General features: G+C 42.0%; 15 protein-coding genes. 5 read left to right on the top strand and 10 right to left on the bottom strand.

Going from position 1 to position 20,490, the window contains the following annotated elements; all coding sequences use genetic code 11:
• Complete coding sequence (gene cls, locus UNH61_RS29465; RefSeq protein WP_326995601.1) at positions 1–1,479, top strand: cardiolipin synthase; 1,479 nt, start codon at positions 1–3, stop codon at positions 1,477–1,479.
• A gap of 4 nt (positions 1,480–1,483) precedes the next feature.
• On the opposite strand, the gene UNH61_RS29470 is transcribed toward cls, so the two are convergent.
• From UNH61_RS29470 to ybeY, 5 genes are all read right to left on the bottom strand, one after another.
• The gene (locus UNH61_RS29470; protein WP_326995602.1) at positions 1,484–1,879 is read right to left on the bottom strand and encodes a hypothetical protein; all 396 of its coding nucleotides are present in this window, start codon (positions 1,877–1,879) and stop codon (positions 1,484–1,486) included.
• A 107-nt stretch (positions 1,880–1,986) separates the two neighbouring features.
• Positions 1,987–3,261 carry a porin family protein gene (locus tag UNH61_RS29475; protein ID WP_326995603.1) on the bottom strand — a complete coding sequence of 425 codons (1,275 nt, stop codon included), beginning with the start codon at positions 3,259–3,261 and terminating at the stop codon, positions 1,987–1,989.
• Entirely contained in the window at positions 3,254–3,841 is a 588-nt protein-coding gene (locus tag UNH61_RS29480) for an RNA polymerase sigma factor (RefSeq protein WP_326995604.1), read from the bottom strand. The genes UNH61_RS29475 and UNH61_RS29480 overlap by 8 nt, the downstream gene beginning before the upstream one ends.
• A 324-nt stretch (positions 3,842–4,165) precedes the next feature.
• Positions 4,166–6,034, bottom strand: coding sequence for a tRNA uridine-5-carboxymethylaminomethyl(34) synthesis enzyme MnmG (mnmG, locus tag UNH61_RS29485; RefSeq protein ID WP_326995605.1), 1,869 nt, complete (start codon positions 6,032–6,034; stop codon positions 4,166–4,168).
• 2,055 nt (positions 6,035–8,089) lie between these two features.
• Complete coding sequence (gene ybeY / locus UNH61_RS29490) at positions 8,090–8,512, bottom strand: rRNA maturation RNase YbeY (protein WP_326995606.1); 423 nt, start codon at positions 8,510–8,512, stop codon at positions 8,090–8,092.
• Positions 8,513–8,674: 162 nt separating this feature from the next.
• Between ybeY and UNH61_RS29495 the strand changes: the two genes are divergently transcribed.
• Positions 8,675–8,911, top strand: coding sequence for a FeoA family protein (locus UNH61_RS29495; protein WP_326995607.1), 237 nt, complete (start codon positions 8,675–8,677; stop codon positions 8,909–8,911).
• A 1,534-nt stretch (positions 8,912–10,445) separates the two neighbouring features.
• Here the strand turns inward: UNH61_RS29495 and nadA are convergent.
• Positions 10,446–11,453 carry a quinolinate synthase NadA gene (gene nadA, locus UNH61_RS29500; protein ID WP_326995608.1) on the bottom strand — a complete coding sequence of 336 codons (1,008 nt, stop codon included), beginning with the start codon at positions 11,451–11,453 and terminating at the stop codon, positions 10,446–10,448.
• Positions 11,454–12,219: 766 nt separating this feature from the next.
• On the opposite strand from nadA, the gene UNH61_RS29505 reads away from it, so the two are divergent.
• Positions 12,220–14,310, top strand: coding sequence for a SurA N-terminal domain-containing protein (locus UNH61_RS29505; protein WP_326995609.1), 2,091 nt, complete (start codon positions 12,220–12,222; stop codon positions 14,308–14,310).
• A 126-nt stretch (positions 14,311–14,436) separates the two neighbouring features.
• The gene (locus tag UNH61_RS29510) at positions 14,437–14,943 is read left to right on the top strand and encodes a DUF2480 family protein (protein ID WP_326995610.1); all 507 of its coding nucleotides are present in this window, start codon (positions 14,437–14,439) and stop codon (positions 14,941–14,943) included.
• Here the strand turns inward: UNH61_RS29510 and corA are convergent.
• The 4 genes from corA to UNH61_RS29530 form a co-directional block, all read right to left on the bottom strand.
• Positions 14,940–16,046 carry a magnesium/cobalt transporter CorA gene (gene corA, locus UNH61_RS29515; RefSeq protein ID WP_326995611.1) on the bottom strand — a complete coding sequence of 369 codons (1,107 nt, stop codon included), beginning with the start codon at positions 16,044–16,046 and terminating at the stop codon, positions 14,940–14,942. The two genes, UNH61_RS29510 and corA, sit on opposite strands and share 4 nt — an antisense overlap.
• A gap of 255 nt (positions 16,047–16,301) precedes the next feature.
• Positions 16,302–17,558: a DUF3472 domain-containing protein gene (locus UNH61_RS29520; protein ID WP_326995612.1), complete on the bottom strand. Its 1,257-nt coding sequence runs from the start codon at positions 17,556–17,558 to the stop codon at positions 16,302–16,304.
• Between the two features lie 120 nt (positions 17,559–17,678).
• Complete coding sequence (locus tag UNH61_RS29525) at positions 17,679–18,071, bottom strand: septal ring lytic transglycosylase RlpA family protein (RefSeq protein WP_326995613.1); 393 nt, start codon at positions 18,069–18,071, stop codon at positions 17,679–17,681.
• A gap of 53 nt (positions 18,072–18,124) precedes the next feature.
• Positions 18,125–18,634, bottom strand: coding sequence for a DUF2867 domain-containing protein (locus tag UNH61_RS29530; RefSeq protein ID WP_326995614.1), 510 nt, complete (start codon positions 18,632–18,634; stop codon positions 18,125–18,127).
• A 101-nt stretch (positions 18,635–18,735) separates the two neighbouring features.
• Here UNH61_RS29530 and UNH61_RS29535 point away from each other — a divergent pair, with 101 nt between their 5' ends.
• The gene (locus tag UNH61_RS29535) at positions 18,736–20,472 is read left to right on the top strand and encodes a thiamine pyrophosphate-dependent enzyme (RefSeq protein WP_326995615.1); all 1,737 of its coding nucleotides are present in this window, start codon (positions 18,736–18,738) and stop codon (positions 20,470–20,472) included.
• Positions 20,473–20,490: the final 18 nt, after the last annotated feature.

Here is a 20,490-nt window from a genome sequence, read left to right on the forward strand (position 1 = left end):
GTGAAAACACTTATTGGTTATCTGACAGATACGGAATGGCATCTCTATATGAAAGTTGGTAGTATTGTTTTAATAGTGCTCATTTTCATCGGGCTGGTTGCCACTATACTAATGGAAAACCGCAATCCTGTGAAGGCCATTGCCTATATACTGGTACTGGTATTCATTCCGATAGTAGGATTAATTATCTACTATTATCTCGGCAGGGATCTGCGTAAGAGGCGAAGGTTTACACTCAAGGGCAGCAAAGATGAAGTGTTGTTCCTACGATATTGGGAATCACAGCGATCGGAAATAGAACAGATGCAGATGCTACTCAGGCAGCAATTCGGCAGCAAACAGGAACTGTCCGCTATGCTGCTGAATACCCGCCAATCCGTATTGAGTAGGAATAACCATGTACAGATACTCGTAAATGGAGAAGAAAAATTTCCTGCCGTATTCAGTGCCCTGAGGGCAGCCCAACATCATATACATATCGAATATTACATGGTGACAGATGATGAGGTCGGCAGAGAACTGACAGAGATCCTTATTGAAAAACTGAATGTTGGTGTACAGGTTCGTTTTATTTACGATGATATGGGAAGCAACCGGATCGGAAAAATCCCTGGCAAACTGCAGGAACATGGAGCCAGCGTGTATCCATTTTCTCCCGTGCTGGTCGACTTCTACCTGAATGCCAATTACCGTAATCACCGTAAAATAATTGTGATAGATGGTAAAGTAGGATTTGTTGGCGGCATCAACCTGGATGAACGTTACATCAACAACGGCAAATATCCTACTTACTGGCGGGATACGCATCTGCGTATTGAAGGCGATGCCGTTAATTTGTTGCAGTTGCAGTTTCTGATGAGCTATCGTTACTGTAGTAAAGATGTTTTTCCTTTCGCTGAACCTTTTTTTGGAAGATCTCAATTAAAAGGGAACAGCTTTGTTGATATCGTTGCCAGTGGCCCCGACTCTGAATGGCCAATAGCCATGCAAAGCATATTGATGGCCATTAACGTAGCAAAAAGACGTATCCGGATCACTAATCCTTATTTTATTCCGACCGAAGAGTTGCTAACAGCGCTACAAATGGCAGCCCTCGCGGGAAAGGACGTACAGTTGTTACTGCCATTTAAGGGCGATTCCTTCATCGTACAGCACGCTGCTTTATCTTACCTGAAACCCTTGCTGGCTGCAGGTGTAAAAATATTTTTCTATACCCGGGGTTTTATTCATGCTAAAACGATGGTGATAGATGATAGTCTCGCGTGGGTTAGTTCTGTGAACTTCGATAACCGCAGCTTTTATCTGAATTGTGAAATAGGAGTACTCATCTACGATGAGGAAGTAGCTGGCAAATTAAACAGGGTATTTGATGAAGATCTTTTACACGCAGTACCTGTACAGGAAACCCGTTGGAATAAGCGCAATTTTTTGAACCGCTTTATAGACGCCGTTTTCCGGTTATTAACCCCCCTGTTGTAAAATATTAATTACGATCCTCTTCCAGATCCCGGAATTCACCGTTGTCTTCTTCCAGGTCCTGGTGCCGGTCGCCACCCAGGCTGTAAATATTATTCTCCTCGTCTTCATGTCCTATAGCTTCATCGCTATCGTCCAGCTCTGCTCCGGGAATATCAAGATCATCTCCTACCCTGTCTTCCTGCCAGCTTTCCTCCTGCTCATCTCCCCTGGTATTTTTCCTCTTATTTTGCTCAACCGGCAATTCGCTGTTTCTCCTGAAAGAACTGCTCATTTCATCCATATTGAGGTCCACCTCTCCATCGCGGTTATTCCTGTTCATAATATCTTCACTGGCCGGATACTCGGGATACCCTGGAAACTGATCTTCTTTTTTAGCCTTCTTTGTTTTTTTATTGCTCATAGTCATCTCTTTTTTCGCATAAAAATATAGGAATGTCATGCCATAGGCTGTTGACACAGTATCTATGAGAGATAACAATGCGGGAGAAATGATTGTTTACGGGCTTCTCAGCGTTTTTTTCCCAGAAGGTTAATCTGAAAGGATACACCGGCAGAGTACAGTTTAACCTGTCCAATCCCCACCCCACGAAGGGGAATTTTTGCATATGGTTGCACCCCAACAATGAGCCGTTTTCCTGCGGGATGCTGGTATAAAGCACCTACATTAAGAATGGCCAGATAGTGCTGGTTCTCATTTTCCACCGTTTTTTCCCAGTCGGGGTAGGTCTTATAGATATACTGATACTTCTCTTTCAACATCAGGTAATTAGAGATCCCAAGGGTAGCACTCAAAGTATTATTGTTCCTTTCCAGGAAGGTATAATTAAGGTTCACAGGAATGTCGAGTACATCGCAATCGGCATTTACTTTTACAAGATCATTGTTAACAGATCCGCCCGGCGTTTTATAATCTTTATTCGTAGCACCATAAAGCTTCTTACTATAAACCGCACCGGTAGTAACGAACCAGTGCCTGTTAAAATAATAATGAGCAAGCAGTCCCACATTGAAGCCCACTTTACCGTAATTAAAAGAAGGAGCAACATTAAGATCCGGTCCCAGGGTAACTCCAAAATAAAGCCCTTTGGCATTGATTTTTCTACGATTTTTTTTTGCGGTCGAATCCTCTGTAATGCCTGTTTTTACTGGTATTTCGTAAGGTTTGTTTATTTTCGTATACCCGTTAAGGTTATAGTCTTTTATCGTTACGGGAATGCTGGTAAACTGGCTATTATTTGTTTTTGTATAATTATCCGGAAGACGGATAACCGATTTATTCTCTTCTTTAATATTATCATCACCGGATGTATGTCCCGGATGTATGTTGTTTCCGGCAGACATTACCGTTTGTTCATCAGCAGGTTTATTTCTTCCTATAGTAGCGGTATCGTTGTTTTGATTGACAAAAACGGTTTTATTATTGCTTGTGGCTTGTTGCCTGCCTGTTTTGGTTGTTTTGGTTGTTTCACGTGAAACGACGCCGGCATCAGTATGATTTGGCGCTTTGGAAAGCTGCATGGTATCTGTACGGCTGCTTTGGGGGGATGCAGGTGCCTGCACAACGGCCTCCACATTATTCTCGTTAACACCAATTGATTGAATGCTCCACCAAACCAGTCCACCGAGAATCGGCAACAGCATTAGCCACCACCATGCAACTGGTGTTTTAGGCTGATTATCTGCATCAAGCAACGCTTCCATTTTCGTCCAGGCATCCTGGTCAAATGGAATGTCAGCTTCATTCAGCTTGTTACGGATACTATTTTCAAATTCGTCATTCATTTTTATACAAAGGCATATTTAAGTCTATACCATCATCCATGTTAATGGAAGCTTTTATTATTCTTTCTTTCAGTATTTTTTTTGCTTTAAACAGATTTGATTTGGAGGTACCTTCCGAGATGCGCAATATCTGCGCAATTTCCTGGTGCTGAAATCCTTCCATAACATACAGGTTAAAAACAGTCCTGTAGGCCGGAGGCAGCGCCTGTATATGTTTCAGGAGTTCGTCATAGGATAGTTTATCTATAGCCTTTTCATTGGTACCAGGATCCTGTAACTGGCTAAAATCATCAGTGAATACTAGTTTCTTCTTACCTCTCAAAAAGTCGATGGCAGTATTTACCATTATTTTTGCCAGCCAGGTTTTAAATGATCTGCTTGTGTCGAAAGATTGAATGTGTTGAAATATTTTAAGAAATCCATCATTCATGATTTCAATCGCTTCATCCCTGTTCTGTGCATATCGTAAACAAATACTTAAAGCATAAGCGAAAAAATTCCGGTATAACATTTCCTGGCTGTTGCGTTCTTTTCTGCAACAACCTGCTATCAGATCATTAATATTATTCAGATCCTGCACAAAAAAAACTTATCAGCTTTAAGCGTTACTGTTTCCTCGTTATCTAATTTGGGTTTTAAAAACTCAAAACTGATGAATGATACGGAAAGCAGTAAAAAAGCGTTGCCTGATTCTGAAAAAAAATCGCCTCTCTGCAAAACGCATTTTAAGCCCATTTAATAGCCCTACCCCTTTTCACAACACTTACATCCACCTCTAAAGAGATATACGAAATTTACCCCCTTTCCGGAGGTCGATTTTTCGTATTTCTGTCATTTTTTTTCGCATTATGCATAAAAAAGCGGACAGATGCTTAAGCATCTGTCCGCCTAAAAAAAGTGATGACTATCTTCCCATATAAACCATCAGGATCTGTACGTCGCTCGGATTTACTCCACTGATCCTGCTGGCCTGACCTAAAGTGTGTGGTCGTATTTTGTTAAATTTTTGTCTCGCTTCATTTGACAAGGAAACCAGTTTTCCGTAATCGAAATTTGCTGGTATTACCAGATCTTCCAACTGGCTCATTTTCTGAACAAGCTCGTTTTCCTTTTCGATGTATACATCATACTTGATCTGAATTTCTGCCTGTTCCAATGTTTCATTATTGAAAGCCACCAATGCCTGACCTATTTTTTCAACCCTGTCTTTCATAGAAAAAATATCCAGGCCGGGTCTTAACAGGATCTGATGGGCTTTTTGTTTTTGCGTAAGTGGCGCAGAAGCGCGGTCGGCCAGTAGTGAACTGATCTCCTCCGGCTCAATGGAAAGTTCCTTTAGTATGCGCTTGATTTGTTCTACTCCCTGTCGTTTTTCCTGTACCCGTTGCATCCTTTCTTCTGATGCCAATCCCATTTTGTAACTTCTTTCTGTTAATCTGAGATCAGCGTTATCCTGCCGTAACAGCGTTCTGAATTCAGCACGGGAAGTGAACATCCGGTATGGTTCTTCCGTTCCTTTGTTGATCAGATCGTCTATCAGTACGCCTATATAGGCTTCACTTCTTTTCAGGATAAATGGATCCAGCTCCCTTGATTTAAGGTGTGCATTGATCCCAGCCATGATACCCTGACAGGCCGCCTCTTCATACCCTGTGGTACCGTTGATCTGGCCAGCGAAGAAAAGGTGCTGAATCTGCTTTGTTTCCAGGGAAAACTGCAATTGGGTAGGTGGAAAATAATCGTACTCAATAGCGTATCCGGGCCTGAACATACGGCAGTTTTCAAATCCGGGAACCAGGCGAAGCGCTTTCATTTGTACCTCTTCCGGTAAGGAGGTAGAGAACCCGTTTACATAGATTTCCACTGTGTCCCAACCTTCCGGTTCTACGAAGAGCTGGTGTCTTTCCCGCTCAGCGAAACGGTTGATCTTGTCTTCAATACTAGGGCAGTAACGCGGTCCGGTTCCCTGAATTCTCCCCTGGAACATAGGAGAACGGTCAAAGCCGGTACGAAGCATTTCATGTACAGCCTCGCTGGTATATGTGATCCAGCAGCTTCGTTGCTGAGCTGGTTTAATTTTTTCGATGTCGAGGTAAGAAAACCCTATAATCTCATCGTCTCCTTTCTGTTCCTCCATTTTGGAGTAATCAAGACTCCGGCCATCAATTCGGGGAGGTGTACCTGTTTTCAGGCGATCACTTTCGAAACCCAATGAAACCAGTTGTTCTGTGATTCCGGTTGCAGCCTTCTCAGCCACTCTTCCCCCACCAAATTGTTTCTCGCCGATATGGATTACTCCATTCAGAAAGGTACCATTAGTGAGTACAACCGCTTTAGCTTTTATCTCATGCCCTAACCCGGTAATTACCCCATAGCATCTTCCATCCTTCACTAAAAGTCCTTTTACCATATCCTGGTAGAAATCGACGTTTGGTGTTTTTTCCAATGCTTCTCTCCATTTTGCAGCGAACAGCATACGGTCGTTTTGTGTACGAGGGCTCCACATGGCAGGTCCTTTTGAGCGGTTCAGCATACGAAACTGGATCATAGACTGATCTGTAACAATGCCAGAATAACCACCCAGGGCATCTATCTCCCTTACTATCTGTCCTTTTGCGATCCCTCCCATAGCAGGGTTGCAACTCATCTGAGCAATGGTTTGCATATTCATGGTCACCAATAATACTTTGGAGCCCATATTGGCGGCAGCAGCAGCAGCCTCACAGCCTGCGTGCCCGGCGCCTACAACAATTATATCGTACGATGGAAACATAATAACTCTAAGAAAATGCAAAATTACGGAGAAGAAGGCAGATTGCAGACAGAAAGTAAGATGTTCCACGTGGAACATTAGCACTCCTTAAATAGAGTAAGGAATACCTATAGTCTTGAAAAGCGATCCAGGTCATTTTACAATTGTATCCTATTTAACCAGCTCATAAATCAACCTCATTCATAACCCTAAAAGCAATGTTTCACGTGGAACATTCATTTTAAAACAGCGAGTACTATATCTCATCAAATACTCTCAATTAAGAACAGTGATTAGTCGCTGGAATAAAATGTGCATGGGGATTCGTTGAAAACAGATCAACAATGAATAAATACTATCCGGGATAATTCAAATCAAACTTGCCGGCGGTGCTGATTGAATAAAGTTTGATCGAACGCCTATTCCTGACTATTTACTACTCTAAGAATAGCGTTGTATAAACCAGAAAGATTCATTAAAAGCAATAAATGATTCTGGTGCTATTGATAGCTTTAGAATTGTGAGCTGAATAGAACTCGTGAAAAAATTACCATAGCGAGTCCATTTTTTACACCCCAAACATAATAAAGCGTAGATGCAATCATGAGCTAATACAGCCTAATTATATAGGCTGTATTAGAAATAACCATGGATATCTTCTTATTGCCTGCCCGTCTCTATCTACTACTATCTGCTGGTCATAGATGACCAAATACGATGCTTGCGCTGTTCATTCTCACTTGCATTATACCACGATTTCTAAAAGCAGCGCTGAACAATAAGTATATACTACTCTAAAAAGTGCCTACTTCCACTTTATCATCCGTATGACAACAGAAGAAATAATCGCTGTTGCGGTAACTCCATTATTCTAAAACAAAGCACCTGCTTCAATCAAATATAAAATTCAGCATGCATTACTATCCATCGGGGCATACATCCTTCTACCGTCAGTATAAACATAAAGGATCAGATCAGTTTTTTGGGTAACACCGCACAATTCGGTATTCTATTACAACACCGCAGGATAGGCTATCTCTCTCCTATTCCTTTCACGTTTATCTCCGCAACAGTAATTCCTTCCAACCTAAGATATACCTCATTGGTCTCCATAAAATCTGCAACAAAGCCGACATCAGATATTGAGAAATCAAACACCTCTGCTCTTCTGTTTCATCATCCTTCATAACATCATAACCCAATCACTTCAATACTCAGTATCCAAAAATCCCCTACACAATAATAAATATCATGGAGGCATATACTATCATAGCATTTCCCTTTAGCCAGTGAGCCCTCATCTTAAATAGCCTAATAAGATTCTCCCGGGTAATTTCATTATCGGCCAACGGGCCAACACCATCTATAGTAATCCTTCATGGTGGTATTTTCCATCTGGAGAAGCTAAAATGCTAATTGCGCCGATATTTTCAGCAGGCTTTCTACAAGTGGTATATCTATCTGCAATAAAGACAAAATAGTAATTGCACCATATATCAATAGGATTGTAGCAAATAAAGGAAACACTAAATAGGAATCAATCGCCCCATATACTATCAAACAATAAACTGAGACACACCCTTTTTGTTAGCATAATTTCTCAGGTAGACATAACAGGCGTTCAGGTAAATACCTATCAACCCTGCTGACTCGTAGGCAATGAATTATAAGCGGGATACCGATATCTTTACGTCGTTGATAAAAACAGGATCCAATCCTACTGGCTGTTATTACTACGGTAAAATCTGCTATAGTCCTGTTCAATAGCATTAGGCCATTGGTGTTTAAGCACACGAACGAGCAGGCAAATAAAAGGCTATTATAGAAAAAGAACTCAACCAGGCAGAAAAGTCGAGGTTGTTATCTTCTGAATTTAAATGTTCAACAAACAAGGGAAATAGTGTCATCTACCAGGAAGAATCAGCACTCATGATCATTCCAAATTTATGTAATCTCAACAACGGATATTTCTGCCCTGTGATAATTAATGTTCCACGTGAAACATTCAGATCTAAAAATAAAAAATGTTCCACGTGGAACATTTCATTTACTCCTCTTATAATCCAACCTATGTGTTTATCCAAAATACTTACACAGGTATTCATCCTCTTTTGCCCTCATTAGGGTCGAGTCTTTCTTGCTTTTATCTTTAAAACCACAAAGATGCAAGGCGCCGTGAAAAATGACCCTGTGTAATTCCTGAATAACTGGAACTTTGAACTTCTCCGCGTTATCTACTACTCTATCCACGCTGATATAGATTTCTCCCTCAGTAACATCAGGATCCTCTCCCATTTCAAAAGTCACGATGTCGGTATATGTATCGTGATTCAAAAATTGCTTATTGATCTCCAGCAAGTAAGCATCGGAACAAAATATATAATGCAGACTTTCCAATCCCTGCTCTTCTGCGGCGAAAAGTTCTGCCAGAAATGATTTCAGCCTGCGCTTTTCCTTCAAATAATCTTTTACCTCGTGTGCTGTAAATTGAATAGCCATTGATTCTCTGAAAAAATTTTATTGGATGTAAAAGTAAAGTGAAATTTCGGTTTCAAAGGCCTTTCTTTTTGCATATTGGCATTTCGAGGGTACCTTTGCTTATCATTCATGTAAGTCCCCAAAGATGCCAGGTAAAACGTTTAAAAGATTAATCAGCAGGAAATGAAAAAAGGCATGATTAAGTTGTCAGCTCTTACAACAGGGAAAAGCGCAGTAATTATTGAATTTGCAAAAGACGATCTTCATATAAAACTGATGGAAATGGGTTGCGTACCTGGTGAAACAGTGAAGGTGGAAAAAATAGCTCCCCTTGGAGATCCCATATCAATCATGGTTGCCGGTTATAATTTATCGCTTCGAAAAACAGAAGCAGATCATATTTGGGTAGAGGAAATTTAAATTTTATCCACGTTTTTTCACTTCTCTTCTATATTTCGACGAGATTTTATCCCAAAAAAACAAAAAAATTTTTTTTAAAAAAGTGCTTTTTCGAAAAAATAGACCCTTTTTTGTCAAATTTTCCACATTTTAGCTCCAGAATCGCTTTTTTCAAAGAAAAACTCTCATTTCTATTCTTTTCGGAGGCTCATTTATCCACATTTCTGGCTAAAAAACACTATTTCCTACCAAAAAATTTTCACGGCAAAAAAACATGAAACACAACGCAGTGTTTCATACTCCATCTTTGTTGAATTATGCGAAAATCAAGCCTTGAGAATCGCGTAAAAAAGCAACATACGGGGTTATGCAATGAACAATCCTGAAAAATGAATTCTCAGCCGCTAATAAAAGCGGCTGGATTCAAATAATTGTTTCGTCCAGTCTCTTCCCTAAGTACAAAGCATCCACAGCATCCTCCCAGTGCTTCAACAATCCAATATTTCTGGAAATCCCGGGGGGGTGAGGGGAAAATCCTGAAAGATTCATTGTCAGAGCAATTGCCAGGCGTCGTAGATGTCTTCTAAAATAGTTTCTCATACTTTATACAGAAAAATACATTTCTATCCAATTCTACACGCCCTGATAAGGCGCTGAGAATTGAATAAAACATCCTCACTCCTGCTTAATAAAAATGCTCACAAAATATTCGATTCTCAACGCCTTCCGTGTGGCTTTAGAACGAGATATAAAAATCTCCTGCAAATCTGCTTCCGATTGGAATTAGAATATTGAATTCTCAGCGCTTTAGTAACGCGTTGAGAATCGAATGAAAATAGATTATCTGCACATACCCCAGTATAGGAGCCAATCTCAGCTGCCTATGAGCGCGTTTAGGATTGAACGAAAATAAAAATGCCGGGGTAACCCCGGCATTTCATAAAATATTCAATTCTCACAGCCCTCTTAAAATCACTATGATAAGTCCTTTCCAGCCCTATAACCGACTAAAATCACTAAAACGACCTCAACTCTTAACAATACCCAGCCTCTTTTAAATTGGCCGCAATTCACAATGTCAATATTTCCCCGAAAAAACGAAGCCTCTGAGAATCACATGAAACTCCCAATCGTTCCATTCCCCCACATACGGAAAGAATATCGAATTCTGAACGCCTGTTCCCAATCCCTGCTAATATCATAGCTGGAAAGTTTGTACGATATCCAACCCGGCAGCGCACCAAATTTTGAAATCTCACGCTGCTGGTATGCCTCTGAGAATTGAATATTCGTTTCTTTTCACGGCATACCCCAAAGAGGATTTTATATTCCTGATTCTCAGCGTCCTGGAAAATGGTTTCTAAGAGTTTCCGTTCATTAAAAATTGGCGGAACAAAAAAGGGGGACCTCAGGTATGCATAACACACTGGTACTTAATCAATTCTGAAAAAATAAAAAGCCGTGAGAATATCAAAATCTCACGGCCTTCGCAAAAAAGAAGTGCTATTAGTTCAAGAAAAGATTCAAAATAAAACTGAAAATCAATAAGTTATACTTATAATCCAGCTCTTGCACTGATTTCCAGCATACGTTCAATAGGCTTTTTGGCTGCTACGCGTAAAGCTTCATCCATAGTAATCTCTGGCTGCTCATACTCCATGCACAGATATAATTTTTCCAGCGTATTCAATTTCATGTGAGGGCAATCATTGCAGGCACATGCATTATTTGGAGGAGCTGGTATAAAAGTCTTATGAGGATTCTCTTTCTGCATCTGATGAAGTATTCCTGTTTCTGTAACAACGATATACTCCTGGGCATCATCTTTCTGGCTGAACTTTAGTAGTCCTGTAGTAGATCCGATATAGTCAGCTATTGCAAGCACAGCCGGTTCGCACTCAGGATGTGCGATCACCCTGGCTTTAGGATGACGCACTTTTAGTTTGGTTATTTTCTCCAGTGAAAAAATTTCATGTACCATGCAGGCTCCGTTCCACAACACCATATCCCTTCCGGTCTTCTTGATCAGATATGAACCCAGGTTTCTGTCGGGTGCGAAAATGATTGGTTGATCTGCCGGCACGCTTTCAATTATCTTCTCAGCATTTGAGCTCGTGCAGATAATATCACTCAGCGCTTTGATACCTGCAGAGCAGTTGATGTAGGAAATCACGATATGATCGGGGTATTTATCGCGAAACTTTTTGAACAATTCCGGTGGAGCACTATCGGCCAAAGAACATCCGGCTTTAAGATCCGGCAACAGCACCTTTTTCTGAGGGCTCAGAATTTTTGCCGTTTCAGCCATAAAGTGTACTCCGGCGAAAACAATAATATCTGCATCTGTTTTTGCGGCCTGCTGGCTGAGCCCCAGACTATCTCCAATGTAATCTGCGATATCCTGAATATCCGGCTCCTGATAATAGTGTGCCAGGACAATTGCATTTTTTTCCTTTTTCAGATTTTCGATCGCTGCAAATAAATCCAGAGAGGGATCAACGGCTATATCCAAAAATCCATTTCGTTGCAAATTTTTTTTCGCTTCAGCGATTTCCATAATCATGACTATATATTTATTTATTTATTTAAAAGAAAAGCCCACTACTATTAGGGCTGTGAATATGTGGAAATTTAATTTCCGGCCTGTATACAAATGTAGTTGTTATTCTTTTTTACTTCGCTTTCCACATTAAATTAACACGCTATTTCCGCGTCAATACTGGCTTTTCCTGTTTTCATCCACATACGTGGATATCGTTGTTAGTGAAAATCTTTTTACTTGTTGGTGTATTAGGAAATTGTTAAAACATCGCATTTGCTATCCACAATTTCGGTCTTCTTGTTTTAAGGGTAAATTTAACCACAATAACAAAATTAGTTTTACCAGTTCAAAAAGGCTGGTTTTCCCACCTTATTTTACGTTTTACAGGGGTTTTTACACATGAATTGTGGAAAAAAAACGGCTGGAGGTTCAAAATGGTCGGAATGCATGTAGTCGCGGATTTGCCCCTTTTTATTCACATTTTTATGTGAATTGGGAAATCCACACTTTTATCGATTTGTGAATAAATGTTTACCCCGGGTTTTCTGCAGATTTTATGTAAAAACCAGCTGCGACTGGCTTTTCAAAATAAAAGACTGGCGGAAAAAAGCACCCTCGGAAATGGGGATATCTGTGGAAAAATTGTGAATCATAGGATATCCACCAAAGTGTTATACACAGTCGAAACCCTTTGCTGTATTGGGTTTGATGATAAAAAATACTCTTTTGCAGTTACAGTTATTTTATTCTATTTTTGCTTTCCTTAAAAATGTAGACTATATAATATATGTCAGTAATTCAGAAAATCAGGGACAAATACGCCGTCGTGATCGTTGTAGTGATTTGCCTGGCTATTGTTAGTTTCCTGTTACAGGATGCCTTTTTTGGCAAAAGTTCTTTGTCCCGTCGAAGTACGAGTGTGGGTAAAGTAAATGGTGAAGATCTCGATCTCTCAGAGTATCAACGCCGTATTCAGGACGCGGAAAATATTGCCCGTCAGCAAATGCCTAATATTGACGAGCAGACCCGTCAATACATTCGCGAACAGGTTTGGAACGAGTTTCTGAATGAACAAATCATGCAGGCTCAGTATAAGAAACTGGGCATTGTGGTAACCGAAGCTGAGATTGTAGATCAGATCAAAGGAAAAAATCCTAATCCTATAGTTGTTCAGCAATTTACCCGCGATGGTCAATTCGACCGTAATGCGCTGCAACAGGCTGTTTCTCAGGCAGGTACCAATCCGCAGATCCGCGAAGGCCTGCATCAGCTGGAAAGCTATATTGCTAAATACCAGGAACATCTTAAATACACTACTCTCCTTAAACAGGGTGTATATTATCCTAAATGGTTAGCCAAGCAACAACAGGAAGACAACAGCCAAACGGCTACAGTATCTTATGTTAATGTGCCCTACGCTACTATCGCGGATTCTACCATTAAAGTAACAGACAGCGAACTGGATCGCTTTATCCAGGAGCATAAACAGCTCTTTAAAGTAGAAGAATCCCGTAAAGTGGAATATGTTTCTTTCGATGCCATTCCATCTGCTAAAGATTCTGCTGCAGCCATCCAACAGATTGTTGGGCTGAAACATGAGCTGGATACCACCAAAGATGTGGCTGGTTTCATTAACAGAAACTCTGATATTAAGTACTACGACGGATATATTTCTAAGAACGAAGCAAAGGTTCCTCAGAAAGATTCGATTGTAAACCTTCCAGTGGGCGCTATTTTCGGACCTTATTATGATAATAACCTGATCGTTTATGCGAAAATGGTTGATCGTAAAAATATGCCGGACAGTGTAAAGGTGCGTCACATTCTGATTGCATCTGGTGGTCCTCAGGGCGGACTACCTGACTCGGTAGCCAAAAAACGCGCAGATAGCCTTGCTATCGCTGTAAAAGGCGGAGCAGACTTTAAAGCGCTGGTTGCTCAGTTCTCCGACGATCCGGGTAGCAAGCAAACAGGTGGAGAATATGATTTAACTCCTTCTTCCCAATTTGTACCTGAGTTTAAAAACTACGCGCTGGAAGGACCTAAAGGTGAAACTAAGGTTGTAAAAACCCAGTTTGGTTACCATGTAATACAGATCATGGAACAGAAGAACATAGGTCCGGCTATCAAAGTGGCTTACCTGGGTAAATCTGTAGAAGCCAGCAAAGAAACAAATAACACCGCTTATGGTGCTGCCAGCGATTTTGCTTCAAAAAGCCGTTCTGCCGCTGCTTTCGAGAAAACTGTGCAGACAGAAAAGCTGAACAAGAGAATTGCTGATAACGTTCGTCCGATGGATTTTGTAATTCCTGGTATTGGTCAGTCACGCGAACTGGTTCGTTGGGCGTATGATGCGAAGAGAGGAGATGTAAGCAATGTATTTACTTTTGATGATAAATATGTTGTAGCTGTATTAACCAGCGTTCGTGAAGAAGGAACAGCTCCACTGGCGGATGTAAGGCCGCAGGTAGAAGCAGAGGTTAAAAAGCATAAGAAATCTGAACAGATTATTGCTAAACTCCAGTCTCCTGCTTCTCTGGATGCGGCTGCTAAAACTACCAACCAGCCTGTGCTGAAAGCAGAAGGAGTATCTTTTGCTACTCCATTCATAGCTTCTCTTGGTTTTGAACCACGTGTAACGGGCGCTGCTTTCAATAAGAAATGGGGTACTGCTGCAGTATCTGCACCTATTGAAGGAAATGGTGGTGTATATGTAATTAAAGTAGACAGTTTCCAGCCTGCGGCGCAACCGGGCCAGGATGTTGCTTCTCAACAGGCTGCTTATGAGCAGAGTGTTAAAGCAATGATGGATCAGCAACTGTTTGAAGTATTGAAGAAGAAGAGCAATGTGAAAGACACCCGCGGTAAATTCTTCTAATAAAACGCTACATTTTAACTGACATAAGGAAAGGGGAAGCAGTAATGCTTCCCCTTCTTATTGTTTATAGGGTGGTTTTACCTGTTATTGACTTATTCGTAAATTTGTATTTCTAAATGTGAGAAAATGGACGAAATCGTTAATAAAATAGCGCAGAGTGGATTGGAAACCATCGACTTAGAGAATTACTTTCCACAGGGAGAAATAGTTGTTTTTGACCTGAAAGACTTTCTGTTCATGGGGCTGATCCTGAAAGAAAAGGATTTTAGAGCTGCCCTTCAAGCGCACGACTGGGAGCAATACCGTGGAAAGAATGTGGGTCTCGTATGTAGTGTTGATGCAGTAATACCGTTGTGGGCATATATGCTGGTAATGACCTATCTGGAGCCATTGGCGGCTTATGCGGCTGCAGGAGATGCCGATTTTATACACAAAACCCTTTACCTGCAGGAGTTGAGCAAGATTGATGTAAGCACGTTTGCAGATAAGAGAATTGTGATAAAAGGGTGTGGCGACAAGCGTGTGGGAGAAATTGCCTATGCGGAGATCACCAGGTTACTGCGTCCGGTTGTAAAAAGTATCATGTACGGAGAACCCTGTTCTACAGTACCTGTCTATAAGAAAAAAAGCTAAAACCAGCCTCTTTTCCTGAAAACAAAGACCATCAGGAGTAGCAATATACCCATTCCTCCCAGGGTGTAGTAATATCCGTTAGGGGAATCCAGTTCGGGCATATTGTGAAAGTTCATGCCATAGATACCGGCCAGCAATGTGGGCGGTGCCATTAGCGTAGTTACCACGGCCAGTACTTTCATAATCTCATTCAACTTCAGATTGAGCTGGGTATGGTACATCTCCTGGAGGTTTAGCACCATGTCGCGGTAGTTATCTGCCAGATCGTTACATTGAATAATGTGGTCATGAACATCTTTGTAATATTTTCTCACATTATCTTCCAGAAAATCGCTGTCGCTTTTCAGATAACCATTTACCAGCTCACGCACAGGTGAGATGGCACGCTTGAATAAAAAGACTTGTCGCCTCAGAAAGTTGATTCTGGCCAGTGTGCGGGTATTAGGTTGGTGTTGCACAATGTCTTCCATCATTTCAATCCGCTCTCCCAGTTTATCCATCACGATAAAATAGTTATCAACGATTACATCGAGCAAGGCATAACAGAGATAATCTGCTCCACCATTGCGGATCCTGGATCCTTTAAGCGTTAGTTTGGTGCGGATGGGATCAAATACATCTCTTACCGGATCTTCCTGGAAGGAAATCACGAAATTTTTTCCGAGCACGATACTTACCTGTTCCAGGTCAACCGCGGAGGTTTCATTGTTAAAGTAGATCATGGGAAGCAGGCAAAAGAGGCGGTCGTTGATTTCGTCCATTTTTGCCCGTTGTCCGATGCTCAAAATGTCTTCTTCAATCAATGGGTGAATCAGGAAGTTTTCACAGATGGCGTGTACTTCGTCTTTCCGTAGCCCGTCGATATTAATCCAGCAAAGTTGAGGTGACTCAAGATATTTATAGGTGTCTTCTATCTTTTCCAGAACCAGTTCTGTACACGAAGTGCTGTTATAGTCAAAAACAGTGATCCTTGTATTATCCGCTGGTTTGCGTAGAGAAACCCCTTCCGCCGGATTAAAGTTCATGATACGCTGCTTCCTCACCTTAAACGGATTTAGTACCTGCACTACATCGGGGATAGGAAGTTTGTTTTTCAATGCCATAATTAACTGATATTACGAGGATTCATCACCGAATTTAAAATAAATAGAGGTTCTGTCAATTTTCCAGCGGAATATTTATGGATGTTTAATATTTCTCCGAGTCGTAGAGAAAGATCGCGTGATGTGAGAAATAAATTCGCAACTATTATCCCATAGGACATATGGACTAAAGAATGAAATATTAAAAAGGCTTATTATTAACCTGCGGGTAGCAACGGAAAATAATAAGCCTATAAAAATTTTTAAAAGCGGAGATCAGAATTTAGGAAGATCGATTACCGGGGGCGTGCCGGTGGCCGGTCTTTCGAAAATATCCCCATATTGTGCATTAGCTGGTTTGAAGCCACTGTTCCATAAATAGAACCACCCGTTTTCTGCTCCTCCCCCATAGTCGATACGGTCTTTTGCTTTGGCGGTGGCGTCGTTGGAGAATCTGGCTTTGGTTAACTCAATCCATTCTCCGGTATTGGTTTTTATCCAATGGTTACCAAAGTAGCCTTTACGGCTGAGATGACCATTTTCAAACGAAAAGTTTTCCAGAAAAGAGTAAAGATGTCCCATATATTTTCCATCTTTCGGTGCTCTGAAACTGGCGATCAGCTTCCACTCCCGGTGTTCGGGAACATAGAAATACGCCGTATATGTGGTGGTAGTGCCGGTAGGAACGCTGTGCATCAGGAAATGATAGGTTTCTCCTGCTTTCCAGGGATATATCCAATGGCTGTGGCCTCCGGTTCCTTCTCCGCCAAAGCCGCTGGCATAAACGCTGTCGCCTTTTGCAAGGAGTACCACCTGATCTTCATATTTCACTTTGCTGCGTTCTTCCGGTTCTCCGCCGGCATCCCACACAGAAAAGATGATTCTTCTTTCAACAGAGGAATTTACCTGCATTCCGAAATAGCCTCTGTGAAAGCCGCACGACATGAAGTAAGTGCCTATTTTATCTTCTCCCGCCGGCACTTTAATTTCACCATAAAACCATTCTACATTTTTGCCATCCGGCACAGGGTAGTTAAGATGTACGGAGGCCGCACGGCGCCAGGGTTTGGGGTTGAACTGTATGTCTTTTACCGCGGCGCCGGAAAGGTCTATGCCTTTGACATCTGCATAAACACTTCCTTTCTTTTCTACTCCTTTCAGTGAGATACAATAAAACCCTGGGTTTTTTATATTGGTTTGTAAAACCGGGATCGTTGTAAATTCATTATTGTTAGGAATGCTAATTGTTTTTTCTGTTCCGTTCACTGTAAGTGAAATACTGCTTCCGGCATCAGATCTGGCAACCAATGATACTTTCAGCGGCCCGGTGCTGGCTGCGTGGAAATAGAAGTTAACCGTGTTACTATTACTGGTCCAGTTAGTAACACCTTCTTTTTCGTTGATGTTTACATTTTCCTCTGCAGGGTCTGCATAAGCAGTGAAACCGGGAAGTTCCACCGCAGGAGATTGAGCAAAAGTGCTGCCAGCAGTAGCGTATAGCAGCAGCGCCGATAGGAGAAATCGTTTATTCATTGTTCATTAATTGTATGGGAACAAATAAAGCAGCATCTCTTACCAAAAGCAATTGCAGGATTAAAATATTACAATCGAATGAGAATGTCTTAAAAGGCGCCAGGGATCCGGGAAATGAGGTTATTTCCGTTTTTTACTTTTCTTGTATTTCACTTCAACATTAGCCACGCCGGTATTGAGCATACCTAGTTTGGCAGCAGCCCGGTGTGAAAGATCTATAATGCGCCCGGTAACAAATGGTCCCCTATCGTTGATACGAACTTTCACACTTCTTCCGTTTGAAACATTGGTGACGGTGACTTTGGTGCCGAAGGGCAATGATCTGTGGGCTGCAGTGAGCCGGCGTTGACGGAAAACCTCGCCGCTGGCAGTTTTTCTACCATCAAAGGAGTCGGCATAATAGGAGGCTTTACCTGTTTCCATGATTTTGCGGCTGCAGGAAGAGGTAGTTGCCATCAGTAAGAACAGCAACGGTGCAAAACAACCACGGATGGACGCTTGAAGAGGTGTCATTACGGATAGCGATTTAGATTAGAGATATAAAAATAGCACATTTTTTAATATGTTCATCGGACATTGGTATTCAATTGATGAACAACGTTTTTGATTAAAGAAGGAACAATCAGGCGATGAAAAGGCTTAACAAAGAAGAAGTAGAGCCTCCCCCATATATTGTTGTAGTGAACAAGGGTAGTGCATAACAACAGTTGTGGGGTATTTTCGGAGGATTGCAGATAAAGGGAAACCCAGAAGTTAAGATGTTTATCATCCTGCCCAAGGATCAGTTCTTTCTTGTTTTTATCAAGGATAATAAAGGGGCCGGCCTTTTCTCCCGGGGCGATCTGCATTTGTTTCCGGGATGTGGGTTGGGATACTTTAAGGCCAAATAAGCGAACGAGGTTGTCCCTGAAAAGCAGCATCTGCTCCACCCAGCGAGGAGCTGAAGATAAAAAAGCAGAGCCAGTTTGTTCGATTGTTACCGGATGAGTGGAGAGGATTGCAGTTGAATAAGAGTCGGTATAATGAATGCTACCAGGCTTCGGGTGGAGGATTGAATCATCAGGGAGTAAGTACATGATATACGTTATTGATCCTGCACAAAGGTAAGTATATATATTGCTGAACAATGTAGATGAGGCAGATGTTTTAATCAATCTACGAGCAGAAAAAATATTTTATGGCAAAATTAGTAGCAGATCAGATCGTGGAAATGCTGGTTGCGGCTGGTATTAAGCGAATTTATGCCGTTACCGGCGATAGTTTAAACCATTTGAATGATGCTGTTCGCCGGGAAGGCAGCATACAATGGATTCATGTAAGACATGAAGAGGTAGGGGCATTTGCGGCCGGGGCAGAGGCACAGTTGAATGGACTGGCCTGTTGTGCGGGGAGCAGCGGTCCGGGCCACGTACATCTTATCAATGGCCTGTATGATGCACATCGTTCGGGAGCATCTGTGCTGGCTATAGCATCTACCTGTGCTACCAGTGAATTTGGCAGCAATTATTTCCAGGAAACAAATACCATCAAGTTGTTCGATGATTGTAGTCATTATAATCAGATTGCAGCAACCGCTGAGCAGGCGCCCCGTATGTTACAGGCAGCCCTTCAGCATGCGTTGAATAAACATGGTGTGGCGGTTTTCGGGTTACCCGGAGATGTGGCAGCCCAGGAAGCGAAAGAAATACCAACTGCCACGAAAACCTATGCTCCCCGGCCAATTATCCGTCCGTCTGAAAAAGAGCTGGATCAGCTGGCAGAGCTGCTAAACGGCGCCGGAAAGAGGGCTATTTATTGTGGTGTTGGTGCATCGGAAGGGCATGATCAGGTAGTGGCGCTTGCCGAAAAATTGAAAGCACCGGTTGCTTATTCGTTTCGCGCGAAGATGGGTATACAGCATCATAATCCGAATGAAGTGGGAATGACTGGCCTACTGGGCCTGGCATCCGCCTATAAAAGCATGCACGAGGCTGATGTATTGCTCCTACTCGGAACAGATTTCCCCTATACCCCTTTCATACCGGAAAAAGCGAAGATTGTTCAGATAGATATAAGGCCCGAACTGCTGGGCCGCCGGGCCACCCTTGAAATGGGCCTGTGCGGGGATATCAGGGACACACTGGATGCCCTGTTGCCGAAATTAAAAACGCATACAGACAGGGAGTTTCTCGATGCGATGGTGGAGTTTTACAAAGAAGTGCAGCAGAAAATGCAGACATATGTGAATGACAAAGGTAAAACGGATGCCATCAGCCCGGAATTTGTGGCAACCACCCTTAACCAGGTTGCTTCCAACAATGCAATTTTTACCGTAGATACCGGGATGACGAATGTGTGGACCGCCCGTTATCTGGTGGCGACAGGAAAGCGTTCTCTCCTGGGTTCTTTTAATCATGGATCTATGGCCAATGCCATGCCTCAGGCAATAGGCGCCGCACTGGCTCAACCGGGCAGGGAGGTATACGCCTTGTGCGGAGATGGAGGATTAACTATGTTGCTCGGAGATCTGATGACCATACGACAATATAATCTGCCGGTAAAAGTGATCGTGTTTAATAACAGGGCATTGGGAATGGTGAAACTGGAAATGGAAGTTGCGGGTATACCGGACTGGCAAACAGATATGGTTAATCCAGATTTCGCAGCGGTAGCAGTTGCGATGGGGTTCACGACCTTTACGGTACATCAGCCGGACGATGTAACAGATATTTTACAAAAGGTTGCGCAAACGAAAGGTCCGGTATTGGTAAACATCTTCACTAATCCTGAATCACTGGCAATGCCTCCCAAAATAGAGTTTTCACAAATGAAAGGTTTCGCCCTCTGGATGAGCAAATTAATTCTCAGCGGGCGTTATGAGGATGTGTTTGATGCCGTTAAATCGAATTATAAACATCTGAAAGACGCATTGTAGAAGAACAGTGTCTGATTC

Origin of the sequence: Chitinophaga sp. 180180018-3 (genome assembly GCF_037893185.1) — a bacterium.
Classification (GTDB): domain Bacteria; phylum Bacteroidota; class Bacteroidia; order Chitinophagales; family Chitinophagaceae; genus Chitinophaga.

Excerpts from the sequence above, each read along its gene's own strand:
- UNH61_RS29470 (WP_326995602.1), bottom strand. The coding sequence starts at position 1,879 with ATGAGCAATAAAAAAACAAAGAAGGCTAAAAAAGAAGATCAGTTTCCA.
- UNH61_RS29475 (WP_326995603.1), bottom strand. The coding sequence starts at position 3,261 with ATGAATGACGAATTTGAAAATAGTATCCGTAACAAGCTGAATGAAGCT.
- mnmG (WP_326995605.1), bottom strand. The coding sequence starts at position 6,034 with ATGTTTCCATCGTACGATATAATTGTTGTAGGCGCCGGGCACGCAGGC.
- ybeY (WP_326995606.1), bottom strand. The coding sequence starts at position 8,512 with ATGGCTATTCAATTTACAGCACACGAGGTAAAAGATTATTTGAAGGAA.
- UNH61_RS29495 (WP_326995607.1), top strand. The coding sequence starts at position 8,675 with ATGAAAAAAGGCATGATTAAGTTGTCAGCTCTTACAACAGGGAAAAGC.
- nadA (WP_326995608.1), bottom strand. The coding sequence starts at position 11,453 with ATGATTATGGAAATCGCTGAAGCGAAAAAAAATTTGCAACGAAATGGA.
- UNH61_RS29505 (WP_326995609.1), top strand. The coding sequence starts at position 12,220 with ATGTCAGTAATTCAGAAAATCAGGGACAAATACGCCGTCGTGATCGTT.
- UNH61_RS29510 (WP_326995610.1), top strand. The coding sequence starts at position 14,437 with ATGGACGAAATCGTTAATAAAATAGCGCAGAGTGGATTGGAAACCATC.
- corA (WP_326995611.1), bottom strand. The coding sequence starts at position 16,046 with ATGGCATTGAAAAACAAACTTCCTATCCCCGATGTAGTGCAGGTACTA.
- UNH61_RS29520 (WP_326995612.1), bottom strand. The coding sequence starts at position 17,558 with ATGAATAAACGATTTCTCCTATCGGCGCTGCTGCTATACGCTACTGCT.
- UNH61_RS29525 (WP_326995613.1), bottom strand. The coding sequence starts at position 18,071 with ATGACACCTCTTCAAGCGTCCATCCGTGGTTGTTTTGCACCGTTGCTG.
- UNH61_RS29530 (WP_326995614.1), bottom strand. The coding sequence starts at position 18,634 with ATGTACTTACTCCCTGATGATTCAATCCTCCACCCGAAGCCTGGTAGC.
- UNH61_RS29535 (WP_326995615.1), top strand. The coding sequence starts at position 18,736 with ATGGCAAAATTAGTAGCAGATCAGATCGTGGAAATGCTGGTTGCGGCT.